The 5,576-nt window shown below is 36.3% G+C and carries 7 protein-coding genes; 5 read left to right on the forward strand and 2 right to left on the reverse strand.

The window, feature by feature from the left end; all coding sequences use genetic code 11:
* Positions 1-937, reverse strand: a 937-nt coding sequence (locus tag WBN20_RS03705) for a DEAD/DEAH box helicase (protein ID WP_424280746.1), incomplete at its 3' end; no start/stop codon positions are given.
* 149 nt (positions 938-1,086) lie between these two features.
* Positions 1,087-1,671 (reverse strand): non-canonical purine NTP diphosphatase, encoded by a 585-nt coding sequence (locus WBN20_RS03710; RefSeq protein ID WP_424275823.1) that lies wholly within the window; start codon positions 1,669-1,671, stop codon positions 1,087-1,089.
* 76 nt (positions 1,672-1,747) lie between these two features.
* Here WBN20_RS03710 and WBN20_RS03715 point away from each other — a divergent pair, with 76 nt between their 5' ends.
* The 5 genes from WBN20_RS03715 to WBN20_RS03735 all read left to right on the forward strand — a co-directional run.
* Positions 1,748-2,200, forward strand: a complete 453-nt coding sequence (locus WBN20_RS03715) for a methyltransferase family protein (RefSeq protein ID WP_424270867.1) — start codon at positions 1,748-1,750, stop codon at positions 2,198-2,200.
* Positions 2,201-2,314: 114 nt separating this feature from the next.
* A complete protein-coding gene (locus WBN20_RS03720; protein WP_424270866.1) occupies positions 2,315-2,926 on the forward strand; it encodes a SatD family protein in 612 nt (203 codons plus the stop codon).
* Positions 2,923-3,618, forward strand: a complete 696-nt coding sequence (locus tag WBN20_RS03725; protein ID WP_424275824.1) for a DUF3307 domain-containing protein — start codon at positions 2,923-2,925, stop codon at positions 3,616-3,618. Before WBN20_RS03720 ends, WBN20_RS03725 begins: the two co-directional genes overlap by 4 nt.
* 11 nt (positions 3,619-3,629) lie before the next feature.
* On the forward strand, positions 3,630-4,790 hold the full coding sequence (locus WBN20_RS03730) for a 1,4-beta-xylanase (protein ID WP_424275825.1): 1,161 nt from the start codon (positions 3,630-3,632) through the stop codon (positions 4,788-4,790).
* Positions 4,791-4,986: 196 nt separating this feature from the next.
* On the forward strand, positions 4,987-5,576 hold a 590-nt coding region (locus WBN20_RS03735; protein WP_424280747.1), incomplete at its 3' end, for an HAD-IB family phosphatase.

Below are 5,576 nucleotides of genomic sequence, written 5' to 3' on the forward strand. Positions count from 1 at the left end.
GGGTGATATCGTCTACATCTATTCCACGGGCCGCAACATCTGTGGCCACTAACATTTGAATTTGTTTTTTACGGAAAGAATTCATTACCAGGTCGCGCTGATTTTGGCTTAAATCGCCATGCAGTGCTCCGGCGTTATATCCGTCTTCAATTAACTTTTCAGCCACTCGTTGTGTATCGCGTTTAGTTCGGCAGAAAACCACAGAAAAAATACCCGGATTAGAATCTGAAAGGCGTTTTAATGCAGAATACCTGTCTCTACCACCCACAACATAATATTCATGCTGTACAGTATCCACACCAGAATTTTTGGTCCCTACGGTAATTTCCTTTGGGTTGTGCATAAACTTTTTAGCTATTGTAGCTACTTCCCTTGGCATAGTAGCTGAAAAAAGCCATGTAGATTTGTCTTTGGGTGTATTGGAAAGAATATCCTTAATATCTTCATAGAACCCCATATTTAACATCTCATCTGCCTCATCAAGAATGCAATAGTCAAGTTTGGAAATATCTATGATTCCACGGCCAATCATATCCTTCATCCTACCCGGGGTAGCTACAACGATTTGTGCACCTCGTTTTATTTGCCTTGCCTGATCAGTTATACTTGCACCGCCATAAATAGCAACGGTATTCAACCCTTTTACGTATTTTGAATACAATTGTATTTCTTTGGTGATTTGCAAACAAAGTTCTCGGGTTGGTGAAAGTATTAATCCTTGTGTAGTCCTGCTTTGACTGTCAATTTTTTGAATTAAAGGAAAACCAAATGCAGCAGTTTTACCTGTTCCGGTTTGGGCCAGAGCCACTAAATCTATTTCATCTTCTAATAAAAGGGGGATGGATTTTTCCTGTACTTCCGATGGAGTTTCAAATCCTAAATCGGTTACAGCATTCAGTAGGGCGCTATTGAGCCCCAATGCTTCAAATTTTGTCATAATATGTTATAATTTACCTAATCGCAAATATGTATGTTGCACAGAGCGATTATCCTTATAACTTATTAGACTCAAGGCAACACATGCTATACCAGCGGCGTCAATTTAAGCGGCAAAGATACTCTTATTTATTTATATGGTGACTAAGCTTAATATATTCTATCTTTAGTAAGGTAGGCAATAAGCTTTTGAAGAGCCTTTCCTCTATGGCTTATTTGATTTTTTATTTCAATAGGCAATTGAGCAAAGGTTTGGTCATAGCCTATTGGGATAAAGATTGGATCGTATCCAAAACCTTCAGCACCCTTTTTCTCCTTAGTTATTGTACCTTCAACAGCACCTTCGAATAGGATTCTTTCTTTATTCAGATTTAAGGCTATTGTAGTTTTAAATCTGGCTGTGCGAGAAGTGGTGTTCTTCAACTGAAATAAAACTTTTTCAATATTTTTTTTTGAATCCTTCTCTTCACCGGCAAACCTTGCAGAATGAACTCCCGGAGCTCCGTTCAATGCATCTATTATGAGTCCTGTATCATCTGCAAAACATGAAATACCATAGTGCTGGGTAATATAATCCGCTTTTAATTGAGCATTGGCTTTCAGTGTTGTTTCGGTTTCCGGTATTTCTTCATGACAGCCAATTTCCTCCAAGGAGATAAGTCGGATATCTTTGGGAAGCAGTAATCTTACTTCTTTTAATTTATTTTCATTGTGTGTGGCGAAAACGAGATCCATAATTCAGAGGAATTCACAAAATAAAATTGTTGACATTGTCAAAAGTAGTAATTTTATTTCCTGCTATTTTTCTACTATGAAGCTTAAACTACCGCCTGTTATCGTTTTTTTAATATTTGGAAGCCTAATGTACCTGTTAGCTGAATTTTTGCCGGTAGGAGATTTTGATTTTTTTGGAAGAAGTATTCTAATTAAGACATTGCTTGTATTGGCAGTGGTGATAAGCAGCGTCGCATTACTTCAGTTTTACTTGGCTAAGACTACAGCAGACCCTAAAAACCTTGCGAAGGCCTCTTCTTTGGTCTCAAATGGTGTTTATAAGTACTCACGTAATCCAATGTATTTGGGCTTGCTGTTAATATTATTAGCTTGGGCGCTCTGGCTAGGCAATGCTTTCAATGTTCTTTTGGCTGCAGGTTTTGTTTCATATATGAATGCTTTTCAGATTCAACCGGAAGAATCGACTCTTGCCAGTTTGTTTGGAAAAGAATACAAGCACTATTTTATAAAAGTAAGAAGGTGGTTCTGACTCAATAAAGATTGCTTTGGGAAAGCAGGTCATATATTAGTAATATAACTTATATTTAAAAATATTAGCATATTAATTAATATATATGTATATTAGCATTTAAGCTTATAAAGGATGATTGCAGTTTTAACCGGAGATATTATTAATTCGGCAGGTTATAAAACCGTCGACTGGTTACCAGTTTTGAAGAACTTTTTTTTGAAACTAGGTGATACGCCAGAAGTATGGGAAATATATAGGGGGGATGAATTTCAAATACGGATCGCAGCTGAAAAAGCATTGGAAATGGCAATTCAAATAAAAGCTTTAATTAAAACCACTAAGAACCTGGATGTACGAATAGGAATTGGATTGGGCGATGAAGATTTTAGGGGTGCTGGTGTAAGTGAATCAAATGGTTCTGCCTATCAAAGGTCTGGCAGAACCTTAAGTCTGCTAAAAGAAAGAAAAATAAACTTGGCTATTGCAACGGGCGATCCAGAATTAGACGATACACTGAATTTAATGCTGAAATTAGGGTTAGACTTTATGGATTCCTGGAGTGTTGTTTCCGCAGAGATTATTTTAATGGCCCTGGTAAATCCGCGAGCTTCTCAAAAGGAGGTAGCTGAGCAATTTCAAATACAACAATCAGCTGTAAGTCAGAGGTATAAAAGAGCACGACTAGATTTAGTCAAAGAATTATTAAATTATTACGATAAAAACTATAAAAATCCCCGTTCATGATACTTTTTACCAAACTTTTTCTGGCTCACATAATTGGTGATTTTCTTTTACAACCAAAACGATGGGTTATTCAGAAAGAGTCTAAGAAGGCGGCTTCCGGTTTTCTGTATCTCCATATCCTAATCCATTTTTTGCTTGTTATCTTATTGTTATGGAATATAGAATATTGGAAAACAGCCCTGGTCATTGCCATCTCTCATTATGTTATTGACTTACTTAAAATATATGTGACACCTTTATTTAAAAATAAGAGTATTCCTTTTTTTATAGATCAATTTCTGCATATAGTAATACTGTATATATGCGCCTATTACAGTAATCTTTTGGAGCATACTATCGCTTTAATACAGCAAATAGATTGGCCACTTTTAACCGCTATCGTTTTTGTGACTTATCCTGCAGCTATTATTATGAGGATACTTTTGGAAGGGATGTCTAATCAGATTAATTTGGATCATAAATCACTTCCTAATGCCGGAAAATACATTGGTATTATTGAGCGCTTATTTGTTCTTATTTTTATTATTATGGGGAGATGGGAAGCTATTGGGTTGCTTATTACCGCTAAATCTGTATTTCGATTTAACGATTTGAAAGAAAGCAACAACAGAAAATTAACGGAATATATATTAATAGGGACCCTATTGAGTTTTGGAATAGCTATTCTTACAGGTATAATCTATAATTACTAAATATCTGTTCTATGAAAAACTTATGGGTTTGTATGTTGTTGCTGCTTTCACTTGCCTGTGGTGAGAAGAAGGTAAATAAAAAAGCAAAGCAACTTCTTGAGAAGACGAGCCAACGATGGTCAACTGAAAAAGCCTGGGATTGGTATGATAAACAACCTTGGTATATTGGAGCTAATTATAATCCGAGCTCATCCATAAATCAACTCGAGTTCTGGCAGGAAGATACCTTCGATCCGGAGACCATTGAAAGGGAATTAAAATGGTCTGAAGATTTGGGAATGAATCTACACCGGGTATATCTTCATAATTTGCTATGGAAACAAGATTCTATAGGCTTTATAAATCGGCTCGATAGCTATTTAGAATTGGCTCAAAAGCATAAGATTAAGACCATGTTTGTGCTACTGGATGATGTGTGGCACCCAATTCCTAAACTCGGAGCTCAGCCAGAACCTGTTCCACATGTACACAATTCGGGATGGGTACAGTCGCCAGGTACAGAAATTCTTGGAGATACAACCCGGCATAATGAATTAGAGTCTTACATTAAAGGAGTAGTGGGGCATTTTGCCAATGATGACAGAGTCCTGGTTTGGGATGTCTATAATGAACCCGATAATATTGCTGGTCAGCCCGGAAGACGTGAGCTTGAATTAAATAATAAACATGAGTTTTCACTCATACTTTTAAAAAAAGTAATGGGATGGTCAAGAGAAATAAACCCCAGTCAGCCTTTGACTACTGGTATATGGAAAGGAAATATTGCACATTGGGGCACTCCGGATAGTTTACCAGCTTTAGATAGTTATATGCTTTTGAATTCCGATGTTATTTCATTTCATGCGTATGACGGGGAAATAGAAAATGTAAAGAAAAAAATATCTGAACTACAAAAATATAATAGACCCTTATTTTGTACCGAATATCTTGCAAGAGGCTCTGGGAATACCTTTCAAAAAGTATTGCCAATCCTAAAGAAAGATAAAATTGCTGCCATTAACTGGGGATTTGTATCGGGTAAAACCAATACTATTTATCCGTGGAAAAGCTGGGATTCTACATTTACTTCTGAACCAAAAATCTGGCATCACGATATTCTGAGACAAGATGGCACACCTTATTCCGAAGATGAGATTGACTTTTTAAAAGGAATATCTGGTAAAAATCAATAACTAAAACCACACCCAAAAGGATATAATAGATTTGGTGGTTTTATTCCAATTTAAATTCATTTTGTTTAATTTCCTTGCGTGTCATCATTGGTGTGAATTAATTTTTACTTTTGCAGCTTAGTTCTTGGTCCGGGTGTTGGAATTTTTATCGTCACCCGTGAAATTATGATGTGGACCGAAGCGGAAATTTAAACAAATGATTGAAGTGGGTAGAAAGTATGTTTTTGATTTTGATAGTACATTAACCAGAGTTGAAGCCCTGGATGTACTGGCGGAAATGACTTTGCAAGGCAAGTCTAATCGTGATGAGGTCATTCATGAAATACAGGAAATAACCAATCTTGGAATTGACGGGGATATTTCCTTTACAGAATCCCTGGAAAGACGAATTAAACTCCTCAATGCAAACAAGAATCATTTAGATCCTCTTGTTGATGAGTTACGGCAAAAGATTTCAAAATCAATAGCCGCCAACAAGGAGTTTTTTGAAAAGTATTCTGATGATATTTATGTGATTTCGTGTGGATTTAAGGAGTTTATAGACCCTATCGTTAAGGAATATAATATTCCATCTGAAAGGGTATATGCCAATACGTTTAAATTTGACGAGGAGGGAAAAATTATAGGTTTTGACGAAAAGAATGTCCTGGCCACGCATAATGGTAAAATTGAATGTTTAAAGCAGTTAGATCTTGAAGGTGAAGTACAGGTAATAGGGGATGGGTATAGTGATTATGTTATGCGGGAAGCAGGCATTGCTCATAAATTTTTCGCCTATACTGAAAA

Origin of the sequence: Eudoraea sp. (assembly GCF_049665975.1) — a bacterium.
In the GTDB taxonomy this organism is placed as follows: domain Bacteria; phylum Bacteroidota; class Bacteroidia; order Flavobacteriales; family Flavobacteriaceae; genus Eudoraea.

Bases quoted from the DNA above. Each gene is read 5' to 3' on its own strand.
- WBN20_RS03725 (WP_424275824.1), top strand. From the start codon at position 2,923: ATGATACTTTTTACCAAACTTTTTCTGGCTCACATAATTGGTGATTTT.
- WBN20_RS03710 (WP_424275823.1), bottom strand. From the start codon at position 1,671: ATGGATCTCGTTTTCGCCACACACAATGAAAATAAATTAAAAGAAGTA.
- WBN20_RS03730 (WP_424275825.1), top strand. From the start codon at position 3,630: ATGAAAAACTTATGGGTTTGTATGTTGTTGCTGCTTTCACTTGCCTGT.
- WBN20_RS03720 (WP_424270866.1), top strand. From the start codon at position 2,315: ATGATTGCAGTTTTAACCGGAGATATTATTAATTCGGCAGGTTATAAA.
- WBN20_RS03715 (WP_424270867.1), top strand. From the start codon at position 1,748: ATGAAGCTTAAACTACCGCCTGTTATCGTTTTTTTAATATTTGGAAGC.